Here is a 23,236-nt window from a genome sequence, read left to right as displayed (position 1 = left end):
TCGGCTCATGCAAGGGCGGAAGCGGCCGTTCGAGATTCGATTTTGAATGACTCCAAGGGGTCGTCTGGCAACGTTCGTCCGCCGCTAACGTGCTTTATTTTCCGTTTTCGCAAGCGACCCCAAGCATGTCAAAGTGCCCGAGGCGCTTGAGTTCGTCACCAAGCCGATGCTCGCGCTGCAACTGCTTGAGAACCTCGGCGAAGTGGAATCGCTGCCCGAACTGGTTCTGGCTGACGCCGGTTACGGGGCGAGCACGGAGTTCCGTGACCAACTCACGGCGATGGGCTTCACTTATGTAGTCGGAGTAACCGGGGCGGTCAGCTTGCAGTCGCAAGCTCTGGCGCCGCTGCAAGCAAAGGAGCTGGCCATGCGATTGCCGCCGCGGCGCTTTCGCACCGTCACCTGGCGCGAAGGAACCAACTGCGCCTTGTCGTCGCGTTTTGCGGCAATACGGGTGCATTGCGCCTCCCGCGCAGCCCGGCCAGGCGAGGCCAGCGCGGAGCAATGGTTGCTCATCGAGTGGCCCAAGGGAGAAGTCGAACCGACCAAGTACTTCCTCAATACGTTGCCGGCTGATACACCAATTAAGGAACTTGTGCGACTCGCAAAACTGCGCTGGCGTATTGAGCGCGATTACCAGGAGCTCAAGCAGGAACTCGGCTTGGGGCATTTCGAGGGACGCAGCTGGCGCGGCTTTCACCACCACGCGACGTTGTGCATAGCGGCCTACGGCTTTCTCGTCACAGAACGCCTGGTGGCGCAAAAAAACTCCAGCTCATCGGTTACTCCGCGAGGTGTCTTCCTTACCCGAAGGCTTCCGGCCCCGGGGCGCCCCTGCGTAAGCAGCGGCATGTGGCGAATTCCATCACAACGTTGCGATTGGAGCTTGCCGCCGCGCTCCTTGCTTGTCTCGAACGGTGCCCGTGCTGCGGCCGGAAAACCGAGTAATTGTTAAGGAAGGTCTGCACAACCCGGTTTCGAAGCGTTATCTTTCACGTTCAGCGCAGCCTCGGCGTTCAGATTTTTGTCGGTGAGTTGATTGCCAGGGTCTTTCCGCGCTCCAGAGCGCTTCAACCAGACATATGGCCTTCATCGGCGCGGTGTTTCAAGCTTTGCGCAAAGCTCTACGCGCCATCCATAAATTGCCCAAAGCAAACAGCGTGGTGATCTGGGCGGTGTTCTTCATCAAACCACGATAGCGGGTCTTCGTGTAACCGAACTGCCGCTTGAGGATGCGAAATGGGTGTTCGACCTTGGCCCGAATACCCGCCTTCAGGCGCTCGATCTGATCGTAGATCGCATCCAGCGAATCATTCAGATTCAGTTTCCTGCGCTTTGCCGGTCGCATTGCAACATGCCAACGAACCGCGTCAGCCTCACAACGCTTTTCGATACCCTGATACCCCGCGTCCGCGTACACATCCGTTTCTTCGCCGTGCAGCAACGCCTGGGCTACCGTGATGTCGTGCACATTGGCCGCCGTTCCAATGACCGTATGGACCAGGCCCGAGTCGGCGTCGACGCCGACGTCGGGTAGCGGTAGCGCATTGCTGCGCCACCGCCCCCTAAGAACCGGACGTGCGAGTCGCCCCGCATCCGGCTCAAGCCATTCCTCAGCCCCATCGAACAGGACCGGGCAATCAATCATCGATCGCGGCTCCGCGACGAGCAAAGTACGACGACCACGCAGGATCAAAGGGATTTGCCTGACCACGTATCTTCACGTGGCGAACAATTGAAATCATCGTGGCTCGAAACAGCCGAATCACTCCGCGGTCTTTGGTCCGCGCAGTAAACGCCCAGGTACGATTTCCCTCTACCCGGAAGTATCTGTGCTTCACCCACCCCGTGCCTTTATTGGGATGCCGACGCATGGCCCATTTCCATAAGAGGTGCCAGATGTAAGCATCTATCGACGTAAAGCGAGACTTGGAAACCACATGACGGTGGTACATGGCCCAACCCCGAATCACAGGGTTGAGTTGTAAAATAAGATTCGTCTGTGTGGCACTTCTGTTCTGTCTCACGATTTCCCTAACCTTTTCCAACAGGGCCTTCGCGTTCCTGTTGGCCGGTTTGATGAGCAGCTTACCGCCGTACTTCCGTACGTTCTGCCCAAGGAAGTCGAACCCGTCGGCGATGTGAGTGACTCTGGTTTTCTCTTCCGAGAGTTCCAGACCCCGAACGATCAGAAACTGCTTGATCGCAGGGAGTACGTTCTGTTCCAGAATCTCTTTCGATACTCCGGTTACGACGAAGTCGTCAGCATACCGATTGACGTTGACTTTGAACTTTCGGCGCGCGCGCGGCGTCGGCCCTACGCTGGCATCTACTGCCGCTTCAAGTCCGTCCAACGTCATGTTTGCGATGACGGGCGAGAGTACGCCTCGTACAATGTTGCATACTTTTCACTCCGTCGTCTGAATCATTCGGGTTTTCGCCTGCGAGAGCGCCCGGCTGCGGATCGACCCTGAACACAACCACGATTTCATCCTTGTGGATTTCGACGCGCTTGACCAGACCCAACACGATCCTGCGCTTCATCTCAAGATCAATCGTATCCAGCTTTCCGGCAACGGCGCCTGCAAATTCCTCGAGCCGGTTGATGACCAGAAACAGCTCGCTTTGCACCGCCCCTTTCTGCCTGGATTCAAGGATCTGCTGGTCAATCTGCTCAAGCCGGTTCCTCAACTGCTGCATCTTCGGTTCAAAGTCGGTCTTGTCGATGATACCGTCTGCGTAGCTGTCAATCAGCCGCGACTTGCCCTTTTCAAGCTGCAGCCGCTGCTTTTCAAGGTTGCCCGTGTCGAAGCCGCTCTTCTCGTTACGCTCCATCAAGTCCAGCCGACGCTCGTATTCTCCCTTCAATCGTTCTGGATGCCTGAGCAATTCCACCACCTGTTGCCACACCAGATCATCAAGCCTGTCCGTCCGTACCTGCAGATTGTCACAGATGCGCTGGCCACCGAAACGATAGGCGTCGGTTCCAACGCAACGGTAATAGGCGTAGTCCCGCTGATGGCCCTTGGCTGCGGCCTTGCTCACCTTCTTTGCGTAATAGGCATAGCGGCACTGCCCGCACACCGTCAACCCTTGCAGCAGGCGTAGCGGCGCGCTGTCGCGCCTCTGGCGTGCCAGCTTGCGGTTCTCTGCAAGCTGTTCCTGTGCCGATTCAAACAGCGCCTCGCTGATGATGGCTGGCACCGCAATCTCGATCCAGTCCTGCGGATCGGTGCGGGTTGTCGAGTGCGGCTTTTTCGGTACGTCGGCACTGTGGCGCTGGGCTCGCACGCGCACCTGCAGGTGATCGCGCGACTGCGTTTTGCCGAACGCAGCCCGCCCCATGTACGCAGGATTGCGCAATATGCCCCATACGACGCTGCGGTCCCAGTACGGCTTGCCCGAGGCCGTCACAGTACCGGCCTCGGTGAGGCGGCGTACCACTTCCCCTATGCTCAGGCGGTCCATTCCCACCCACTGGAAGATCGCCCGCACCGTCGCTGCCTGGGGCAGCTCGATCACGTACCGCGCTGGCGTTCCGTCGAGCTGCCGGCGAATGTAGCGGTAGCCATAGGGTGCCCCCGACAGGACATTGACGCTGCCGCGTTTTGCGCCGTGAAGCTTGCCACGACGGTGACGCTCGGCGATCTTCGCCCGCTCGTATTCTGCGATCATGCCCTGCATCTGCAGCAGCAGCGACTCTTCCGGCGTCGTACCGATTGCATGATTGAGGAACACGACCTGGACGCCGCAGGCCGAGAACTCTTCCATCAGCAACGCCTGGTGCGCATATTTGCGCGCCAGGCGGTCCGGTGACAGGATGTACAGCTGATCGATCGCGCCGAGCGCGGCACAGTCCCTGAGTCGCTCCAGCTGCGGCCTCACCAGCGTTGCGCCGCTTACGCCAGCGTCAACGAAACACATGTCGTCAACGACCTGTGCGCCGTCAGCCGAAATACGCTCCTTCAGCGCAGCAATCTGGCTTTCAACGGTGCCGCGTTTGTTCTGCTGTTCGGAGGATACCCGCGCGTAGAGCGCAACCATCGCAGCTTTGCTCATCGTCCACCTCGCTTGATGGTCGCTCGCCTGGCCGCCGTGGGCCGCGTCGTGGAAGGCCGTGCCGTCGCGCGTGCTTCGATCGGGCTGATCTGCTCGTACGCCTTTTGCAACTGTTCCTGGGCGTAGCGGTTCGGCTCGAAGGCCAGACGTACGCGCCAATTTTTGCGTCCTCGGGTCATCGCTGCACCTTCCTGTCAGCGGGAGTGACCGTCTCAAGGACGAGGTCCACATCAACGGCAGAACAGCTTCTGGACCACGGCGCCAGACACTCCCTGGAAATGCGCAGCCCCAATTTTATCCGGCAGTTTGCTCTGTTGTTGGTGGCGTTATGATGCCCCCTTGCGGAGTTCCCGCCTCAGTCGCGAACAGGGTGCCTTTATCGATAAATCCGGCCTTAAGCCATCGCCGCAGGACCACCTTATCCATCGGTATATGTTTGAGGATCCAGTCGTGGCTAAAATTATCGAAACAGCCACGGATGTCTCCCTCTAAAACCCACTCAGGTGACTTGCGCTTAGCCAGCGTGGTGAAACAGTATTCGATGGCGTCGGCAGTCGAGCGTTTGGGCCGAAACCCATACGAATTTGGATCCGCCAAGCTTTCCGCAATGGGCTCCAACGCGAGCTTCCATAGCGCCTGCATGGCTCTGCATAGCATGCGGGGGACGGTCAACGCGAACTGCACAGGCACTCAGCGAGCATTTGGGTTGGGCTGAGATCCGCCATCCCTTTCATCCGCTCAAGGGCCAACGCTTTCTGGTCCTCAAGACCCGCCGCGTCTCGGGTGCCGAGACACTGCTTCTGCGTGACGCAGAGCGTGGCAGCTTCAGCATTGCGCGCGAATGGACNGCACCTTGCCCGTCATACTCAGTCGCGACGAAGTCGGTCGACTGATCGCGGCAGCCACTAATCTCAAGCATCAGACGGCACTCGCAGTTGCCTATGGCACAGGATTGCGCGCCAGCGAAGTGGCGGCTTTGAAGGTCGGTGACATCGACAGCCAGCGCATGACGCTGCGCGTTGAACAGGGTAAAGGTCAGAAGGACCGATACGCCATGCTCTCTCCGATCCTGCTTGAGCGGCTGCGGGTCTGGTGGCGAGTGGCCCGGGCCCAGGGCAAGATGCTCGACGGCGGCTGGCTCTTTCCCGGGCTCAACCCGATTGAATCGCTCAGCACCCGTCAACTCAACCGGGCGATCCATGCGGCCGCCGAGGCCGCCGGAATCGACAAGCGCGTGTCCATGCACACTTTGCGCCATAATTCCGCGCGGCGAATTATTCCGAGTACCTCTCACAGATGGCCGGACGGTATGGCGAATCTTGCGGCTGGTGGGCATGCGACTCGGCATAATCCTGTGGTCTCCTATAGCTGGCGAGTTTGCCGGTTACAAGGAGACAGGCCATGTCAGAGCGGAACGGTGTTGGCGAAGCATGGGCGACATGTTCATGTGCGGGCCCGTTGAGCATCCATATTGAGGGATTCGCAACGTTCCTTGGAAGGCAGGGCTATGCCCTGTCAACGGTAAAGACCAAGCTGCAACTTCTCGTTGCTCTCAGTGGTTGGCTTCAGCGTCGCAAGATGCGAGTCACCGACCTCGATGAGGAACTGCTTGGGCTGTTTCTCGCACGCCACCGCCGACGTGGCACCCGGCGCGGCGATGAGCGCACCGGATGGCAACTGCTCCTATATCTGCGCGGGCTCGGTTGTATACCGAAGCCACCTGAGACGATCGATGAAACCGCATTGGGACAGGTTGAGCGTGACTTCGCACAATTCCTCTATTCAGAGCGCGGGCTCAAGCCCGCTACTGTGGGGAATTACCAGCGCACGGTACGACGCTTTCTGATGCACCGGTTCGGGCGACAGGAGCCGCGCCTTGACGAACTACGTCTGCACGATATCCACCGGTTCATTCTTGAACGAGCTAGCCATGTTCGACGAAGCTATGCCAAGTTAATGGTCACGGCGTTGCGTAGCTTTTTGCGCTTTCTGCATCAGCGCGGCGCAATCACAGTGGATCTCGCCGCTGCGGTGCCAGCCGTAGCGAACTGGCGGTTGTCTCACCTACCCATGTCGCTCACGAGCGATCAGGTCGAACGCCTGCTCACCTGCTGTGACCGCAGCACCCTGACAGGCCAGCGCGACTTCGCGATCCTGCTGTTTCTGTCCCGGCTCGGTTTGCGCGCCGGCGAAGTGGTTGCGATGACCCTGGATGATTTCGACTGGCAGGCTGGCGAGTTCGTTGTACACGGCAAAGGCGACCGCCAAGAGCGATTGCCGTTGCCGCAGGATGTCGGCTCGGCACTGGTTCACTATCTCCGTCACGTTCGCCCTCCCTGTCGGACGCGGCGCGTGTTCGTCCGCATCAGGGCCCCGCGATGCGGATTCTCCGGATCCGCCGCCATTTGCGATGTAGTGCGCCGAGCGCTCGCGCGCGCCGGTTTCGATCCGGCATTCAAAGGAGCCCATCTGCTGCGCCACTCGCTCGCCACAAACATGTTGCGTAAGGGTGCTTCTCTGGACGAGATTGGTCAGTTACTGCGCCATGTCCGAACCGATACCACGCAGATCTATGCAAAGGTGGACATCCGGGCACTGCGAGGTATCGCGCAACCTTGGCCGGGAGGCATGTAATGAGCACGTTACGAACCTCCCTCAGTGAGTATCTCGGCGTGCGCCGCGCCCTCGGAGTCAAGCTTCGCGAGCCGGGCCGAATGCTGCAACGCTTCGTCGATTTCGCGGAACACGCCGGTGCCACATACATCACGACGGAGTTGGCATTGCAGTGGGCCACACAACCCGAGAGCGCACAAGCGGCCGAGTGGGCGAATCGCCTCGGCGTGGTGCGCCGTTTTGCGCAGTACTGCAGCGCCACTGATCCGCGCACTGTGATCCCACCGCCGGACCTGCTCCCTTATCGGCGATCCCGGTCGTCTCCGTACATCTACCGCGATGAGGAAGTCACCCGCCTCATCCATGCGGCACAAAAGCTGCCATCCACCATCGGGCTGCGGCCTCTCACATATTCCACGCTATTTGGCCTGTACGCGGTTACCGGCATGCGCACCAACGAGCCATTGCAACTGGACCGTGACGCAGTGGATCTTGCAAGCGGGGTATTGACGATTCATGGCGCCAAGTTCGGCAAGTCGCGCTATGTACCGGTCCATCCTTCCACGCAACGTGCCCTGCAACGCTACGCCACTCGCCGCGACCGTCTGTGTCCCAATCCACAAAGCCCAAGTTTTTTCCTGTCGGAACGTGGCACCCGTCTGACGGAGTGGAGCGTTCGTTACACGTTTGTCAACCTGTCGCGCCAGATCGGCTTGCGTCAACCAGGAGACTCACGAGGGCCCCGGCTGCTGGACTTCCGCCACCGGTTGGCCATCAACACGCTGATCGGATGGTATCGTCGCGGAATCGATGTCGAGAAGCACCTTCCCGAACTATCCACCTACCTCGGCCATACGCATATATCGGACACCTACTGGTATCTGACCGCCACTCCGCAGCTATTGCGACAGGCGTTGAGAAGGGTGGAAGGAGCAAGAGGGAGACAGCGGCCATGAACGGCACATCAGACTTTCCTGGTCTTCTGGAAGCATTTTTTACTGATCGGCTGATGCGCCAGCGGCAAGTCAGCCCGCACACCATTCTGAGCTATCGTGACACCTTCCGCCTGCTGCTGCACTACGCACAGGAACGACTTCACAAGGCCCCGTCGGATTTGACGGTGCCGGAACTTGATACGCCTTTAATCGGCGCGTTCCTCGATCACCTCGAACAGGACCGTGAGAACAGTGCCCGCAGCCGCAATGTGCGCCTGGCTGCCATCCACTCCTTCTTCCGTTATGTGGCGCTGCATGCGCCACAATATAGCGCGCTGGCTCAACGTGTGCTGGGTATGCCGAACAAACGCTACACTCGGCGCCCGGTCGAGTTCCTCACGCAAGTTGAAGTTGAGGCGCTACTGGCTGCACCGCTTCTAGACAACTGGACGGGACGTCGCGATCACGCAATGCTGATGCTCGCAGTGCAAACTGGACTGCGTGCCGCCGAACTGATTGGTCTTCGCTGTCAGGACATCGTTCTCGGCCCCGGTGCCCACGTGCGTTGTCTCGGCAAGGGACGCAAGGTCCGCTGCACACCGCTGCGTAAGGATACTGTCACAGTGCTGCGTCGCTGGTTACAAGAACGTCACGGTGCCCCCGACGATGTCGTCTTCCCCAATGCGCGGGGCACAGAACTCAGCCATGACGGACTGCAATATGTGCTTGCGAAACACCTTGCTACCGCCCGGAGTCACTGCCCCTCACTGGCTCGCAAGCACATAACGCCCCACTGCCTGAGACACACCCTGGCAATGGATCTGCTACAGCACGGCGTCGGCCGCTCAGTTCTCGCACTGTGGCTCGGACACGAGTCGGTGGAGACGACCGCGATGTACGTGCACGCCGATTTGAAGTTGAAGGAACTGGCTCTGGCGAAGACCGTAAGCGCCGGTGTGCGTCCGGCGCGGTACGTGCCCGAGGATCGTGTCCTGGCGTTTCTGAAGAGCCTCTGATTATGCCGAGTCGCAAGCACCACCTGGCGCGAGATTCGCCATACCGTCCGGCCATCTGTGAGAGGTACTCGGAATAATTCGCCGCGCGGAATTATGGCGCTAATTCCGACCTCGGAATTAGCGCCATAGCTTTGCCACTCATCTACTGGAACAGAAGGTCGATATCCGCGTGATCCAGGTCATGCTTGGGCACAAGAAGCTTGAGACCACAGCGCTTTATGCCCAGGTCGCCACCGATATTCTGCGCGAGGTGGTCAGCCCTCTTGAGAGTTTGCATCCCGAGTAGGTCGCCGTCGTGGCGCATTGCGCGCTCGAGGTGGCCGACGTCTTTCGCTCTCTTGGCCCAACGTGGCGTCAATCCGCCCACCTGAGCCTCGGGCAACTGAAGGTCATGTCCGCGATCGAACAGTGCCGCAGCGCGGCGCTGGGAGGCCACGTGCTGCGTTGCCAGGGGTGCGCGGCGATCGAAGTCGCTTACAACTCGTGCCGCAATCGACATTGTCCGAGGTGCCAGGCTAGCGCTGCACACCGCTGGCTCGAAGCGCGTGAGGCGGATCTCCTGCCCGTCGAGTACTACCACGTCGTCTTTACGCTGCCGGCGGCGGTCAGCGCGATCGCGTATTACAACAAGGCCGTCATCTACGGGCTGCTGTTCGATATCGCGGCGGAGACGTTGCGCACCATCGCCGCTGATCCGAAGCATCTCGGGGCACAGATCGGTGCCACTCTCGTACTGCATACCTGGGGCTCCGCGCTCACGCATCATCCCCATGTTCATGGCATCGTTCCCGGTGGTGGGTTGTCGCTGGACCGAAGCCGTTGGGTAGCGTGCAAGCCAGGTTTCTTCCTTCCGGTGCGCGTACTCTCGCGTCTGTTCCGGCGACGCTTCCTCGAAGAACTGGAGGCCACCTATCGCCGGGGCCGGTTGCGTTTCTTCGGCGAATACACCGAGCTCAACGATGTGACGGCCTTCACCGAATGGCTTGCGCCGATGCGGGCATGTGAATGGGTGGTGTACGCCAAACGCCCATTTGCCGGACCGAAAGCGGTGTTGGCCTATCTGTCGCGTTACACCCACCGGGGCGCCATCTCCAACCAACGCCTGGTCGCGCTCGGTGAACACGGCGTTACCTTCCGCTGGAAGGACTACCGCGTTGACGGACGCACACGCAACAAGACCATGACGCTCGAGACAGATGAGTTCGTGCGCAGGTTCCTGCTGCACGTACTGCCCGGCGGCTTCCATCGCATACGCCATTACGGTCTGCTGGCGAACCCCTCGCGGCGCGAGAACCTCGCGAAGATACGCGAGTTGCTGGGCGTCGCGTCTACCAGTATCGGCCGCAGTACCAACGACGTAGTCACAGTCGCGGCGCCGCCAACCTTCATTTGCCGGCACTGCGGTTCGCCGATGATCATCATCGACATACTCCAACGCAGCAGACCTATCCGCGCACCGCCTGTTGCACGAGCCTACGCATGATCGCCATCGTGTCAGGATGCACACATCGACTGTCGGCTCTTCGGCAACGAGAGCCAATAGGAGACCCCTGCGCCTATGATTCCAAACAGGCAGTTTGGTGCTGGCCGGGTCGGCATGACAACAACGCTCAGCAGCACCGTTGCTGCGATCGTGCTTATCCAGGCTCAGATTTACCTGCGTTTATATCCACCATGCTCTCAATGGGATCGCACAAATCGCCATAGCGGTGAAATGTTCAAGCCACGTTGGAGCACTCCGCGGTTTCCTCCCTTGGGGCTTGTAGGACGCCTGCCCGCCGGCGTCTGGGTGAGTTGACGTGCCGACGGTTTAGGGCAGGCGTCCTACAACCCGATATGACTTTCCGTGTCAATCGGAATGTGTAGTTTGCAGTGCTCTCATACGCGAATGAATTTCCTGAGGGCGGCGTAGCAGTAAATCTCGACGGTGGATCATCCTGATATCCGCGGGTTGGTTACCGCATTACAGTGGACCGTCTCATGAGCCTGCCGCATTCTTAAGCCGCAAGTCGGGTGATATCCGTTGCGGGGTTGTGCCGCGGGTTACTCGAGTAGCCGGGCTACGCCGCCTTCAGGAAACTCGTGGGTCGATGGGGGGAGCGCCGTGGTGGTTCGTAATCAGGTTGCCTGTGTGCGACAAGGTAACGCGAGCGACATCGCCAGGCGCCCGATGTCCCAAATGAAGCCCGACAGTTCACGGGCGATGGCCACGACCGTGATATTGGCATTCTTGCCACGCGCGGCCAGCCTCCGGTATCGGCGGCACAGTCGGACCTGCGCGTCCCAGGCGCGATCGATGATGGCCTTGGGAATGCCTTCATGCCGACGCTGGATGTCGGCGCTTACACGTGCCGGGTGCCGGTAGCTCCAGGCCGCTTCCACCAGCAACTTTCTTGCATAGCTATTGCCGGTCTTGGTGATGCTTCCCTGCCGTCGCTTGTCACCCGATGAGTGTTCTGAAGGGGTGACGCCGAGCCACGCCATCAATTGACGCGGATGGTCAAAGCGGGACAGATCTCCGAGTTCGGCGAGCATTCCAACGGCCGTGGTGAACTGCACACCGCGCATGGCCTGCAGACCGAGGACGGCCGGATAGAACCGCCAGGCTGTCACTGCCTCACGCAAGGCGGCTTCAACGCGCTGGCATTGCGCGAGCCGGTCTTCAATCGTGCGCCGAAGCTCCTCAAATGCGAACTGTTGCCATTCGCTACCAAACGCATACTGGCTCACCCAGCGTCGGTGAGCGGGTCCCCAGTCGGCATGACCGGCATAGCGTACATCGTGTGCGAGCAGGAACGACTTGAGCCGCTGCCGCGCCTGCCTCAGATCGTCCTTGGCCGTCATCCATGCACGGGCGAGGTCGCGAAATGGCACTGTCAGGTTGATGGTGAGGCAGCGATAGAATGAGGTGATGAAGAAGACAAAATCGCTTTATCACGGCCACCGCTTCCCCTCCGTCGTCATCAGCTGCGCGGTTCGGTGGTATTTCCGGTTCAGCCTGAGCCTGCGCGACGTCGAGGAGTTGTTACTCGAGCGTGGTGTCGTGGTCACGTACGAAACGATTCGTTGCTGGTGCGACAAATTCGGCGCTGGATTCGCCCGGTGCGCCAAAGCGGCGCGGCCCAGGCCGGGTAGCATATGGCATCTGGACGAGATGTTCGTGACGCTGCGCGGCGAGCCGTATCTGTTGTGGCGAGCGGTCGACGAGCACGGTGCTGAGCTCGATGTGCTGGTGCAGAAGCGGCGCGACAAGGCCGCGGCAAAGCGCTTCTTCCGGCGGGTGCTACGTTCAAACCCGGTGCCGCGCAAGATCGTGACCGACCAGTTACGTAGCTATCGGCGGCGAAGGCTGACATTCCTGAACTCGCTCATGTGAAGCACGTTTTCGTCAAGGCGGCTGCACGCGTGAATAACCGTGCCGAGAACAGCCACCAGCCGACCCGCAGGCGCGAACGCCAGATGTGCGGCTTTCGCGATGCGCGTCGCACGCAGGCGTTTCTCTCATGCTTCGGCCCAATCCGGCAGCACTTCGCGTTGCCCCGACATCAAATGAACGCGGCATGTCATCGCGCCGTACTTCAGGAACGCTTCGCCACGTGGCATGGTTGGACTGTCACTGCCGCAGCAGAGAAGCTTATCTGATGAGGATAACTACGCTTGATCTGCATAGGTAAGTCTACGCCCGTCAACTTGACAGAGCCGAACGAGATTGACCTGATCGGCAATCGCTCGCATAGCCGCGAAAAACCAGTTTCCACACAAGCTGGGTCGCGTGCGGCAGTTCGAGGATAGTCGCGTTGGGTGCTCATCGCTCCTGTGGCCATCTTCGGCAACCGGCCAGAAGCCGACGGTCGACATGGGTGTCTAGATCGTCGACACCCATTAGCGGGCCTGGTGTCAAGCGAGCGAACAATACCGTCGGCCACGGTCAAATGAGCCTCGCCTGCGTCTCGCAACGCGCGCGAATTATCCTCTGGGCACGCGCGGACACCTGCGGCCGGGCCCTCCAGACCGGATGCGCAGGCGGAAACGGGGACTTCAACGTCTGGTCCATGCACAGCGGCTTTCCGGCAGGTGTGCCGCCGGAGGCTGGGAAATAGCATCAATGGGCTGCTGCGCGTGCCGTCAAGATTCGGATGGCAGTGTACGTTAGCTTCCCTGGGCGAATCGCGAAATCAGCAGCCCGACGACCTATGAGGCTTTAGCCGGTTGACCATGTTGGCGCTGTTGCGGATGAAGGCACGCGGAACGGCGCCCAGTGCGATCAAGGGTAACAGGGTGCAGTCAAGAAACGGATTTTTTGTACGCTAGCAGCAACGTCGCCGGGTTAGGTATCCTCGATCTTCGCGATCAACCGCGCTTCGGAATCGCGAATTAGATGTCGTACCCGAGACGTTGAGCACGGCTAGCTCTCGGCCGTAAGCATTGGCTTATATCGGACTGGCTAGGAAACTGGAGAAGACTGACGTGCGACGAATTCTTGCGATCGGAGGTTTCACTACAAGCGAAGGCTTCTCGCTTACCGCTGCCTATATTCGAGACCTTACCGGGAAAGCAAAATCTCGAGTGTGTTTGCTGTCGACCCCAGCCGGTGATCCGCCAATGTTTATCCGTAACTTCGAAGACACGTATGGAAAGCTCGGTTTCGAGACATCAAACGTTTCCTTCTTCGGCCCTGCAGGGACCAATTTCGTGAATCCGGACGATGCGGCGGAGCACCTGCTGAAGCAGGACGCGATCTTTGTCAGCGGGGGCAATCCCCGTTGCGCTGTGAGATTGTGGAAAGAGTGGGGTCTGGATTCAGTCCTCAGGGAAGCGTGGCAGCGCGGTGTCCTGTTGTCGGGTATTAGCGCCGGCGCGAATTGCTGGTTCAAACATTCCATTCCGCCACCGCATAAGAAGCGCACTCTGCCGCTCGAGCACCTCCTCGGGTTGCTCCCAGGCAACTGTGCCGTCCATTATCACGCCCGCCGGCAAGAGACATGGGAAACAATGCGAATGCTCGACGTTCCCTCTGCGATCGCGATAGACGATGATGCGGCGGTACTGTATCAAGGGGATGTTATTGCCGAGGTCTTCTCGTGGCGGGAGGGTGCCACCGCTTACCAACTGGAGTCGCAGTCAACGGGGGTTGACGAGCACGCGCTCAGGCCGAGAGTTATTGGTTCGGTTTTCCCTGAACCGGAGCGTCAGCCGGTCTTTGTGGACGTCGGGTTGAAGCGGGCCTGTGTCGGGCGTTTCGAACTGATGAACCCGCTGCAGGTGCTCATCACGATTGAAGGTGAGCAACTGTTTGCTCAGTATGGGGCTCAACCGAAACTTGAGATTTTCCCGGAAAGCGAAAATCGATATTTCCTGAAGGAAGTTAACGCGCAAGTCACCTTTGACAGAGACCGTGACGGAAAGGTAACGTCTCTTATACATCACCAGAACGGGCGCGACGCACACGGTGTGAGACTCGGAGGAGACTAGATCTTAACGGACGCTGAGATGGCCCAAGCCGGAACGGCTGTTCAGGGTCGATTATGCTAGTTGCATGAAGTGTGAGCCGGGGCGAACAACGTCGACCGGCGAATGGTGCTGTGTGCGGCCATTAAGGGACGGTCGACGGGGTTTGCCACATCGTCGACAATCGGTCTTTATTTTGCCGACGATATCGCGCCCATGTTGAGAAGAAGAGCATTCACCGCCTTCCTGTGCATTGCTTTGTTCGTGGGCAGCACAGTAGCTTCGGAGCAATCACAGAAGCGACTAGGCTCGGTAATGATGGTCCATTTCGATTATTACGCCAAGGACCGTCCGCGAATTCGTGCTCCGGAAAATCGGCTAGAAAGCGGATAAATCGTGCAGGCGCTGGCGAACTTGGTGAGACATATGAGTTGCATGTGACCGCAATGAACCCACTCTCGGCCACGTGAAAATGGCCAATGGGCTTATGCTGCCGCGCGGCATTGTCAACTTAAGGAAACGGGCCTGCTAAGCCTCCCACATCCAAACCGTTTCACGTCGTCATGGCCGCCGAACAGATCCATTTTCTTCGCGGATACGGACCATTGGTCCCACTCTTGACAGAGAATTTTCGGCGAATTCCGTTAAGTTGACAATGCCCGTCAGCCCCATGACATTCGAGAAGAACTGGTTCGCCTCTCTGAGATGCGAAGCCGCATAATTCTCCCAGTTATGGGATTCGTCAAACGGGGCAAGGTCAAAGATGAATTGCTAGCGAAGCGCGACTGCAGAGATTTGTAAAGACGCCGTTAAACGGATTTGATATATTCGGCGGGCGCCTAGCCTCGGCCTTTCAACGCGTATCACTCGATGATCTGAAAACCGATCCGCAACCAGAAACTTACATTACCAATAAAGATGACCAGAGACCTTGCCATCGTTGACGCGAGTTCAACGGGCTCGTCGATCTCGGCGGCGACAACCGTTGCGAACGCTGCCGGAGCTGATGCGTCTGAAAGCGGAGTGCTCGCCGTTGGAGGCGCCGCAGAGCCGCGCAAATCCACGTTTCGGGCTGCGGCGCCTTTACCCACGCAAGCAGCACCGCTTGGCGTGCGGTTCGATTTCAACGACGGCTGCCGGATCGTATTACCCAAGGCCTCGAAGACCACATGGCATGTCAGGCTCGCGGATTTTTCGACGGGCAATGTGCTTTTCGAAACCACGATCGAAACGGGCACCGTAGCGAGTAGTAAAAAATACTTCGTGCCATTTTCCATCGAAATCGAAGCGAACGGCACGCGTGTTTTCGAGCACCGTTTCGATGCAACAGATAAACCGGTGTTAATCGAGTTTCCCGTTGGCACACTCGGCGACATCGTTGGCTGGTTTCCGTATGCGATCAAATTCCAGCGGCAGCATGGTTGCAAACTCACGTGCTCGATGGGGCCGCTACTCATCCCGCTCTTTCGGGACTGTTACCCGGACATCGAATTCGTCACTCCAGAAGAGGTCAGACCCGAGCGCTATTACGCAAGCTATCGGATCGGCCTCTTTTTCGGCGATGAAGCGAATGTTCATCAACCGACTGACTTCCAGCTCGTCGGGCTGCATCGCACCGCCGGCTATATCCTCGGCGTGGACCCTGTCGAAGAACCTCCACAGATCAGCTTGCCCGATGGCGAGCGCCGTCCCATCGCCGAAAAATACGTTTGCGTCGCCGTGCAAAGTTCGACGCAATGCAAGTACTGGAATCATCCGCCCGGATGGCGCGAACTCGTCGCGTTCCTGAAAGAGCATGGCTACCGCGTAATCTGCATCGATCAGAAGGCCACGCATGGCTCAGGGATGGTGTGGAATCACATTCCGCACGGCGTGGAGGATCACACGGGAGACCGGCCGCTCACCGAGCGCGCGCGATGGCTCAGGCACGCGGAATTTTTCGTCGGGCTGTCGAGCGGCCTGTCGTGGCTTGCCTGGGCAGTGGGCACGCCGGTCGTCATGATCAGCGGTTTCACGCATCCAGCAAACGAGTTCGCGACGCCGTACCGCGTGATCAACTTCCACACCTGCAATAGCTGCTGGAACGACGTACGCGTGCGTTTCGATCACAAGGATTTCCTGTGGTGCCCGCGCCATGCCGGCACGCCGCGGCAGTTCGAATGTACACGGCTCATTACGACAGAGCAGGTCAAGCAGGCGATCCGGCGAGTACCGGCGTTCGCCGCACAGGCTGCTGACGGCGCTGGCCACTGAGTCGCAAACGCGCTCAACGAATGAACAGCTACAACAAGCAAAGAACGAATCAAAAACAAGGAAACATCGGGGGTTGTAATGAAGCCGTTGACATATCGCCGCAAGTACGGCGTGCATCGTTTCGGGTACTCGAGCGCAAGGCTGTCAAAGCTGGCCTGGCGCCTCGTTCAATGGAGTCTCTATTCCGTCGGCGTCCTGGCCCCGTCTTTCGTCACCGGCAACGCCAATGCCGGTGTGATCACCCTTTCTGCGGGATTGACGGAAGTAGGCGCGGAATTGTCATACGGCGACACTATGTACGTGCAAAGCGGCGGGAGCGCGGTCGGCACGACTGTCCTCGCCGGCGGCGCACTGGTGGTCTCCAGCGGCGGGTCGGCCTCGGACACTGCCCCGACCTCGACCCATTACCCCTTCACGGTGAGCAGCGGAGGCGAACTCGCCGTGTCGGCGGGAGGGACCGCCGTCGGCGTCGCAATCAGCGACGGCGGCATCCTCGTGACGAACACGTCCGCCACGCTGTCCGGGACCAACTCTGCAGGATCGTTCTCGATCGCCGGCAATTCCGCCTTCAATTTGGTCCTGGATAGCGGGGGCAGGCTGGACGTGCTCCCAGGAGGCGCGACGACGTACACGTTTGTCAATAGCGGTGGACAGCAGAACGTACTGTCCGGCGGAGTGGCGGACCAGTCGTACGTCAGGTCGGGCGGAGTGGAAAACATCGCGAGCGGCGGCCTCGCTACCAACACTTTTGTCTACGACGGCGGGACGCAGAACGTTCTCAGCGGTGGCAGCGCAACGTTCTACACAGAGATCCTGGCGGGCGGAACGCAAAACGTTATGTCCGGCGGAAGCTCGTTGGGAACGGTGCTGTTCGGCGGCGCGCAGAATGTGTACGGCGGAGCATCCGCGTCTTTGACGATCATTAGCGGCGGAACGCAGAACGTGCTGAGCGGCGCTCAAGCTACCGATACGCGCGTATCGTCCGGCGGTACCGTGGTCGTTTCGAGCGGCGGCTCAATCGCGGAGCTGACCGTGATGAGCGGTGGCACAGCGTTGATCTCGGCAGGCGGCGCGCTGATCGCCGAGACCTCGGATGAGATCGTCTCCGGCACGAACGCGTCCGGGACTTTTTCGATTCTGAACAATACAGCGCACTCGTTATTGCTCGAGAACGGCGGCAGTCTGAGCGTGCTCAACGGAGGTGTCTCCGTCGATACGCTAGTCAATAGCGGCGGTACCGAAACCGTATCGGCAGGTGGCAGGGCGGTAGGCACGCTCGTGACCTCAGCAGGCCGGCAACTGGTCTACGGACTGGCGAACGGCACGACCATCATCAACGCTGGATCGCAAGCGGTTTTTCTGGGCGGTTATGCGAGCGGTAGCCTGGTCACCTCGGGCGGCTCCATGAGTGTCGCGAGCGGTGGAAGCGCCACGCATCCGACGGTGCTCGGCGGAGCTAGTCTGTCTATCGCGCAGGGTGGCGCGCTGATAGCCAGTACCTCGGACACGATCGTGTCCGGCGCCAATGCGTCCGGGGCGTTCTCCATCGCGAACAACACCGCGACGCATGCGTTGCTGGAGAATGGCGGGGTGCTTGCCGTGCTGAACGGTGCTTCGTCTATCGACAGCATCGTCGACAGCGGCGGTACCGAGCTGGTTTCGTCAGGTGGAGTGGCGAGCGGCACCACGCTTAACTCGAGCGGCACGCAGCGCGTGCTTGCGGGCGGCTCGGCTGTCGACGCCACGGTCAACAGCGGCGGCATCCAGGCGGTGGCGTCGGGAGGCACGGCGATCTCCACGGTGGTCAACAGCGGCGGCACGCAGCAGGTCGCATCTGGCGGCACGGCGATCTCCACTGTCGTCAGCAGCGGCGGCGTGCAGGATGTGATTTCCGGCGCCACGATAGTGGATGCGCAAATTCTGTCGGGGGGCACGCAGAACGTCATCTCGGGCGGAATGGCCAGCGGCGTTACGATTTCCGCAGGCGGGGTGCAGTCGGTGACGTCGGGCACCACCAACGATACACAGGTGAACCTGGGTGGCACGCAACTGGTGGGCGCGGCAGGTATTGCGGTCGGAACGGTAGTCAACGGAGGCGCGCTCACCGTGTCCTCCGGCGGCATGACGAGCGGTACGGTCGTGAACAGCGGCGGCGAAACACTGTCGTCGGGCGGTACCGCATCGGGCACGACGATTAACAGCGGCGGCACGCAGTCGATTCTCGGGGGGGGCGTCGCTTATGCGGCCACCGCCAACAGCGGGGGCCTGCAATATGTCGATGGCGTGATCGAAGGCTACGCGTACAACACTACCGTCAACAGCGGCGGGACCCAGGAAGTGGCGTTCGGCGGCTATGCGTCGGGCACGCTGGTCCAACCGGGCGGCGTGCAGACCGTCGATTCTGCTGGTTCGGCGGTCAACACCACGCTCAACGGCGGCACGCAGACCATCCTGTCCGGCGGCTCGGCGGTCACCACGCTGGTTGCGAATGGCGGCATCGAGAACATCCTTCCCGGCGGCTACGCAAGCGGCACGACGGTTTCCTCCGGCACGATTATCGTCGATGGCACCGCAGCCGGCTTGAGCGTTGGCAACGGCGCGACGGTGACAGGCAGCGGCACGGTTGCGTCGGACCTGACGCTCGCAAGCGGCAGTACGCTCGTTGCCCGCACGTTGGGTACAGGTCTCACTGTGAACGGCACGCTCACTTTTGCCAGCGGCTCTTCATATGCCGTGACTGTCAACGCCGCTGGCCTGAGCGGCGTCACCGTGGTGGTCGGCAACCTGGTGATCGGGGCCGGGAGCACGCTCGTAGTCACCGCAAGCGCTGGTGCATATTCGGCCGGCACGGCATACAGGATCATCACCTACACGGGAACGCAAAGCGGCGCGTTCGCGGCGGTGAACGCGGACTTCGCGTACCTGACGCCATCAGTAAGTTACTCAGCGGGCGTGGTCACGATCACCCTGAATCCGTCGACAGACTTTACGACGCCACCCTCCACGCCCGCAACGCCCGCCGGCTTCGCTATTGCTGCCGCGACCCGCAATCAGACGAGCGTCGCCAACGCGCTGACTCGCATCTATAACGGCAGCGGGAATGCGCTGACGACGGCACTCCTGAGCGAGTCGAAGAGCGAGGCGTCCAGTGCGCTCACGCAGATCTCCGGCGACGAAGCCGCGATCTTCCAGCAGGTCGCCCAACACCGCACGAATGCGACGCAGGACGTTGTCGCGCAGCGCCTCGCGGCCCCCGCGTCTGTTGCGACGCGCAATGATCTCTGGGCCAGCGGCAATTATCAGCGCACGCACGTGTCCGGCGACGACGGCATCGGCAGTAGCGCGTACGAAGACCAGTCGGCGAATCTGACACTCGGCTACGACCAGGCGGTGACGCACACTGTGCGCGTTGGCGGCGCGCTCGCGATCAACGACGACACGGTGCAGTTTTCCAGCCGTGCCGCGAATGCCCGGGTCGACGGCGCACAGGCGTTGCTGTACGGCTCGTACAGGCCGGCTGGCACAGCCTTGTATGTCAACGCCCTCGCGGGCGTTGGCTACTGGGATAACGCTCTCAAACGTTCCGCGCACGTGGGCGCGTTGTCGGGCTCGCCCGAAGCTTCGTTTCACACCGCGAGCGTGGCGATGTACGCGGAGACGGGGTTAGAACTCCCGTCCGCGATCGGGACCTGGCAGCCGTATGCGGCGATGCGTGCCGGGCATTACACCCAGCAGGGATTCAGCGAACACGGCGGCGGTGGGTTTGATCTCAACTATGCATCGACGAACAGCAATGCGCTATCGAGCGTGTTGGGGCTGCGCTTTCTGAAAGGACTCGGCACGGTGTTCGGTCATCCTCTCGACTGGCAGACGGAACTGGCATGGGAGCACCGCTTTGGCAGCACTGTGCAGTCGGTGAGCGCGGCTTTTGCGGATGCGCCGTTACAAAGCTATCAGGTGTTCGGCACGCCGTCGGATCGGGATGCGGGGCGCCTCGTCGTTGGCGCGAACTGGCACGCCAATTCGCGCACCACTGTGTACGCGAAGCTGGGTGCGCAAGCCGGTTCGCATACAAGGAACTATGAAGTGACGGCCGGCGCGCAGTGGAAGTGGTGACGCGGAAACGGCGGGCGGAAGAGGGGCGCTCGCTTTAGTGATGATCGAGCGCGCTGAGGCTCATGCCCGCGTGCTGCCGCTCCGCGATCGCCAGCAGGTCGTGGCTCGGGGCTGATCACACGAGCGTTAGCCACGCATGTTCGCAACGAGAAACGCTACGCGGCAGTCGCGACGCCATCGGCGGTTGATAGGGCGTTGTCACGTTGCTGGGACGGTCGCGTAAGATGGCGCAATGAAGAATGCAAAATCGCTCTGTCACGGTCATCGTTTCCCCGCCATCGTCATCAGTTGCGCGGGCGCGGTCAACTTGTCGGCAGCGGCACGGACTCCGGCGAAGAGTCAATCGCTCAGGAGGCGGTCGACGGATTTTGGGCTACGGCTGTGAATTCGTGCCACGCAGCGAATCGAGAAGCGAGTTGTTTGCGATAGAGCGAGGCGCCCAGCAAGTGCCGCTTGAGCGCGAAGTGCTGCCGGATCGGCCCGAAGCACGAGAGAAATTTCTGTGTGCATTTCGGGTCGCGAAAGCCGCGCATGCGACGCTCGCGTTCGCGCGTCGGTTGGTGGCTGTTCTCTGCGCGGTTGTTCAGTCGGGCTGCAGCTTTGACGAACACGTGCTTCACGTTCGCAAGTTCCGGGATCTCGGCTTTTGCCGCCGGATAGCTGCGCAACTGATCGGTGACGATCTTGCGCGGCACCGGGTTCGAGCGCAGCACACGCTTGAAGAAGCGTTTGGCGGCGGCCTTGTCGCGCCGCTTTTGCATCAGGATGTCGAGTTCGGCGCCGTGCTCGTCGACCACACGCCACAATAGGTAAGGCTCGCCGCGCAGTGTGACGAACATCTCGTCAAGATGCCACGTGCTACCCGGCTTGCGGCGCGCCGCTTTCACCCGGTGGGCAAAGCGCACGCCGAATTTGTCGCGCCAGCATCGGATCGTCTCGTAGGTCACAACCACGCCGCGCTCGAGGAGCAACTCCTCAATGTCGCGCAAGCTCAACTGGAAGCGGAAGTACCAGCGCACGGCGCAACTGATGACGCCGGCTGGGAAACGGTGACCGTGATAGAGCGATTTCGATTTCTTCATCGCGCCATCTTACGCGACCGATCCCGCAACCTGACAATGCCCTCTCAAGGCCTGGCATCGCGAATACGAGCAGTGCCATGATCTACGGGCGGGCTATGTCCGTTCGAGGCCAAGGTATTCGGATGAGCAGAAGAAAGTGGCCGTCGATCATTATCTGAGCCATGGCCGCTGTGCTGCCGCAACTTTGAGGGCGTTGGGTTATCCGAGTCGCGAGACGCTTGCAGCCTGGATCGAAGAACTGTGTCCAGATATCAGAAAACGTATTGTTGGCCGAGCCGTTGGTAGCGTTCCAAAGTCACAAAAGGTGAAGCAGGCCGCAGTCATCGAGCTGTGCACCAGAGAGCAAAGCGCACGCGTGGTTGCCGAGAAAGCCGGTGTGAGTCGGCCAACGCTGTATAACTGGAAGAATCAGCTACTCGGTCGAGAGGTTCCAGCATCTATGAAACGCAAAAAGAAACCAGCATCGGACCATGAGCGTGCGCAGCTGGAACAACAGGTCGAATCGCTTCAACGCGACATCCGACGGCTGCAGCTTGAGCACGATATCCTGAAGAAGGCGAACGAACTGATAAAAAAAGGGATGGGCATCAACCCGCAACTCCTGAGCAACCGGGAGAAGGCGAAGCTGGTTGATGCCCTGAAGCAGACCTATGCGTTGCCAGAATTGCTAGCCGCTTTGGGTCTTGCCCGTAGCTCTTACTTCTATCACCGTGCACGGCTGTTGGTCGCTGACAGGCATGCTGACGCGCGTCGCGTCATCGCGGACATCTTCGAACTCAATCACCGTTGCTACGGTTATCGCCGGATTCGCGCGGCATTGATCAGGCAGCGGGTCTTCATCTCGGAGAAGGTAGTGCGTCGTTTGATGCGACAGGAAGGTCTGGCCGCCGCCACGACCAGGCGACGTCGCTACGGCTCCTATCGTGGAGAAATTAGTCCCGCGCCGGAGAACATCATCAATCGTGACTTCTACGCCGCTGCTCCTAACCAGAAATGGCTCACGGACCTTACCGAATTCCAGATCCCGGCCGGCAAAGTGTATCTGTCGCCGGTTATCGACTGCTTCGATGGTCTCGTTGTGAGCTGGTCAATCGGTACGCGCCCGGACGCCGAACTCGTCAACGCCATGCTGGATTCGGCAATCGAATCAGTGGATGGCTGCAAGGAGCGGCCCGTAGTTCACTCGGATTGTGGTGCGCACTATCGCTGGCCAGGATGGCTCTCGCGTATGCAGTCTGCCAGACTGACTCGCTCGATGTCGCGGAAAGGATGTTCGCCGGACAATGCTGCCTGTGAAGGTTTCTTCGGCCGCCTCAAGACAGAATTGTTCTATTCTCGTGACTGGCGAACCACGACCATTGATCAATTCATCGAAACCGTTGACTCGTACATCCGCTGGTATAACGCAAAACGGATCAAGCTCTCGCTCGGCTTCCTCAGCCCCGTCGAATACCGGCAAAGTCTTGGAATCGCGGCATAACTCAGTCCAAGAAAATAGCCGCACCCCCACCGCCGGGGAACAAATCGGGACCGGCTGGTCCGTTCCCTGCCGTTGCAGAAGGATTTACCACTGCAATTCCATGGCTGTCTCCAGGGTAGGTCAACTGCTGCAGTTTAGACCAGAGTTGCCTCCCCGAGATTTCGTCCACTCCCGCCAATTTTGGGCGCCAACAGATGTAGTGCTCCAGAAATGACCGGTCGATGCCCGTGGGTG

General features: G+C 60.0%; 13 protein-coding genes and 7 pseudogenes. 13 read left to right on the top strand and 7 right to left on the bottom strand.

The features are described from left to right. Positions 1–133: 133 nt before the first annotated feature. Complete coding sequence (locus tag AC57B1_RS06815) at positions 134–955, top strand: IS701 family transposase (RefSeq protein WP_496417036.1); 822 nt, start codon at positions 134–136, stop codon at positions 953–955. A gap of 150 nt (positions 956–1,105) precedes the next feature. On the opposite strand, the pseudogene AC57B1_RS06810 reads toward AC57B1_RS06815, so the two are convergent. The 5 genes and pseudogenes from AC57B1_RS06810 to AC57B1_RS06790 all read right to left on the bottom strand — a co-directional run. Beyond that, a pseudogene (locus tag AC57B1_RS06810) lies at positions 1,106–1,528 on the bottom strand (transposase); the annotation flags it as partial. 112 nt (positions 1,529–1,640) lie between these two features. Then, complete coding sequence (locus AC57B1_RS06805; protein ID WP_496417035.1) at positions 1,641–2,354, bottom strand: group II intron maturase-specific domain-containing protein; 714 nt, start codon at positions 2,352–2,354, stop codon at positions 1,641–1,643. After that, positions 2,341–4,059, bottom strand: coding sequence for a recombinase family protein (locus AC57B1_RS06800; protein WP_496417034.1), 1,719 nt, complete (start codon positions 4,057–4,059; stop codon positions 2,341–2,343). Before AC57B1_RS06800 ends, AC57B1_RS06805 begins: the two co-directional genes overlap by 14 nt. Then, complete coding sequence (locus AC57B1_RS06795) at positions 4,056–4,238, bottom strand: hypothetical protein (RefSeq protein WP_496417033.1); 183 nt, start codon at positions 4,236–4,238, stop codon at positions 4,056–4,058. Before AC57B1_RS06795 ends, AC57B1_RS06800 begins: the two co-directional genes overlap by 4 nt. Positions 4,239–4,380: 142 nt before the next feature. Further along, positions 4,381–4,731 (bottom strand): annotated as a pseudogene (locus AC57B1_RS06790) (reverse transcriptase domain-containing protein); the annotation flags it as partial. Here AC57B1_RS06790 and AC57B1_RS06785 point away from each other — a divergent pair. The 7 genes and pseudogenes from AC57B1_RS06785 (at position 4,644) to AC57B1_RS06755 (ending at position 10,106) form a co-directional block, all read left to right on the top strand. Continuing rightward, positions 4,644–4,952: a DUF5372 family protein gene (locus AC57B1_RS06785; protein ID WP_496417032.1), complete on the top strand. Its 309-nt coding sequence runs from the start codon at positions 4,644–4,646 to the stop codon at positions 4,950–4,952. The pseudogene AC57B1_RS06790 and the gene AC57B1_RS06785 overlap by 88 nt on opposite strands. Continuing rightward, a pseudogene (locus AC57B1_RS06780) lies at positions 4,898–5,521 on the top strand (tyrosine-type recombinase/integrase); the annotation flags it as partial. The gene AC57B1_RS06785 and the pseudogene AC57B1_RS06780, both read left to right, overlap by 55 nt. Then, positions 5,518–6,693, top strand: a complete 1,176-nt coding sequence (locus AC57B1_RS06775) for a site-specific integrase (RefSeq protein WP_496417031.1) — start codon at positions 5,518–5,520, stop codon at positions 6,691–6,693. The pseudogene AC57B1_RS06780 and the gene AC57B1_RS06775, both read left to right, overlap by 4 nt. Next, a complete protein-coding gene (locus tag AC57B1_RS06770; RefSeq protein WP_496417030.1) occupies positions 6,693–7,628 on the top strand; it encodes a tyrosine-type recombinase/integrase in 936 nt (311 codons plus the stop codon). Before AC57B1_RS06775 ends, AC57B1_RS06770 begins: the two co-directional genes overlap by 1 nt. After that, complete coding sequence (locus AC57B1_RS06765; protein WP_496417029.1) at positions 7,625–8,623, top strand: tyrosine-type recombinase/integrase; 999 nt, start codon at positions 7,625–7,627, stop codon at positions 8,621–8,623. Before AC57B1_RS06770 ends, AC57B1_RS06765 begins: the two co-directional genes overlap by 4 nt. Positions 8,624–8,744: 121 nt before the next feature. Further along, positions 8,745–8,909: pseudogene (locus tag AC57B1_RS06760) on the top strand (tyrosine-type recombinase/integrase); the annotation flags it as partial. A 9-nt stretch (positions 8,910–8,918) separates the two neighbouring features. Beyond that, positions 8,919–10,106, top strand: a complete 1,188-nt coding sequence (locus AC57B1_RS06755; protein WP_496417028.1) for an IS91 family transposase — start codon at positions 8,919–8,921, stop codon at positions 10,104–10,106. 635 nt (positions 10,107–10,741) lie between these two features. On the opposite strand, the pseudogene AC57B1_RS06750 reads toward AC57B1_RS06755, so the two are convergent. After that, positions 10,742–11,491, bottom strand: a pseudogene (locus AC57B1_RS06750) (IS110 family RNA-guided transposase); the annotation flags it as partial. Between the two features lie 43 nt (positions 11,492–11,534). Here AC57B1_RS06750 and AC57B1_RS06745 point away from each other — a divergent pair. The 4 genes and pseudogenes from AC57B1_RS06745 to AC57B1_RS06730 all read left to right on the top strand — a co-directional run bounded on the left by AC57B1_RS06745 (position 11,535) and on the right by AC57B1_RS06730 (position 20,440). Next, positions 11,535–12,265: pseudogene (locus AC57B1_RS06745) on the top strand (IS6 family transposase). A gap of 825 nt (positions 12,266–13,090) precedes the next feature. Further along, positions 13,091–14,095 carry a Type 1 glutamine amidotransferase-like domain-containing protein gene (locus AC57B1_RS06740; protein WP_496417027.1) on the top strand — a complete coding sequence of 335 codons (1,005 nt, stop codon included), beginning with the start codon at positions 13,091–13,093 and terminating at the stop codon, positions 14,093–14,095. 894 nt (positions 14,096–14,989) lie between these two features. Further along, positions 14,990–16,324 (top strand): autotransporter strand-loop-strand O-heptosyltransferase, encoded by a 1,335-nt coding sequence (locus AC57B1_RS06735; protein ID WP_496417026.1) that lies wholly within the window; start codon positions 14,990–14,992, stop codon positions 16,322–16,324. A gap of 78 nt (positions 16,325–16,402) precedes the next feature. Then, positions 16,403–20,440, top strand: coding sequence for an AIDA repeat-containing protein (locus AC57B1_RS06730; protein ID WP_496417025.1), 4,038 nt, complete (start codon positions 16,403–16,405; stop codon positions 20,438–20,440). Between the two features lie 347 nt (positions 20,441–20,787). Here AC57B1_RS06730 and AC57B1_RS06725 read toward each other — a convergent pair whose 3' ends face one another. Then, the gene (locus tag AC57B1_RS06725) at positions 20,788–21,522 is read right to left on the bottom strand and encodes an IS6 family transposase (protein ID WP_496417024.1); all 735 of its coding nucleotides are present in this window, start codon (positions 21,520–21,522) and stop codon (positions 20,788–20,790) included. Positions 21,523–21,565: 43 nt separating this feature from the next. On the opposite strand from AC57B1_RS06725, the pseudogene AC57B1_RS06720 reads away from it, so the two are divergent. Continuing rightward, positions 21,566–23,002, top strand: a pseudogene (locus tag AC57B1_RS06720) (IS3 family transposase); the annotation flags it as partial. Between the last annotated feature and the right edge of the window lie 234 nt (positions 23,003–23,236).

Source organism: Paraburkholderia sp. BGA-UO-ETr-F21 (assembly GCF_059567925.1).
Note: the sequence above shows the minus strand (reverse complement) of the source record. Positions and strands in the feature narration are given on the sequence as shown.

Coding starts and splice junctions, on each gene's coding strand:
- AC57B1_RS06800 (WP_496417034.1), bottom strand. CDS start 4,059: ATGAGCAAAGCTGCGATGGTTGCGCTCTACGCGCGGGTATCCTCCGAA.
- AC57B1_RS06765 (WP_496417029.1), top strand. CDS start 7,625: ATGAACGGCACATCAGACTTTCCTGGTCTTCTGGAAGCATTTTTTACT.
- AC57B1_RS06770 (WP_496417030.1), top strand. CDS start 6,693: ATGAGCACGTTACGAACCTCCCTCAGTGAGTATCTCGGCGTGCGCCGC.
- AC57B1_RS06735 (WP_496417026.1), top strand. CDS start 14,990: ATGACCAGAGACCTTGCCATCGTTGACGCGAGTTCAACGGGCTCGTCG.
- AC57B1_RS06795 (WP_496417033.1), bottom strand. CDS start 4,238: ATGACCCGAGGACGCAAAAATTGGCGCGTACGTCTGGCCTTCGAGCCG.
- AC57B1_RS06725 (WP_496417024.1), bottom strand. CDS start 21,522: ATGAAGAAATCGAAATCGCTCTATCACGGTCACCGTTTCCCAGCCGGC.
- AC57B1_RS06730 (WP_496417025.1), top strand. CDS start 16,403: ATGAAGCCGTTGACATATCGCCGCAAGTACGGCGTGCATCGTTTCGGG.